Raw genomic sequence first — 364 nt, forward strand, 5'->3', positions numbered from 1 at the left:
ATGCCCCACCCGTCTCCGCCGACCGGACCCATCGCGCGCCAGGCCCGCCCCCGTGGCAAGGCACGTGTTGTGCTCGCCGTCGCTGCCGCAGTGGTCGTCCTCGCCGGTGCCGGAGTCGTCGTCGCCCACTACGTCAACTCCGGTGGCGCGTCGGACACTTCGCAGGGCGGCTCACCGCCGGTCCAGGACGCCGGCGCCTCCTCGCCCACCGCTCGCGCGGACGCCAAGCGCTCGGACTCCGCCAAGCCCACCGGACAGGGCGCCGACGGGACCCAGGCACCGACGCGGAAGCACACCGGCAAGGGTGAGGACCCGACGGCCAAGCAATCTCCCACCGCCTCGCCGAGCAGGTCCACGTCCTCCG

The 364-nt window shown here is 74.2% G+C and carries 1 pseudogene; it reads left to right on the top strand.

Features of this window, described 5'->3' with window-relative positions:
• Positions 1-69: 69 nt before the first annotated feature.
• Positions 70-364, top strand: a pseudogene (locus JHN45_RS52610) (serine/threonine protein kinase); the annotation flags it as partial.

The sequence above is a fragment of the Streptomyces sp. MBT53 genome (genome assembly GCF_016654115.1).
Classification (GTDB): Bacteria; Actinomycetota; Actinomycetes; order Streptomycetales; family Streptomycetaceae; genus Streptomyces.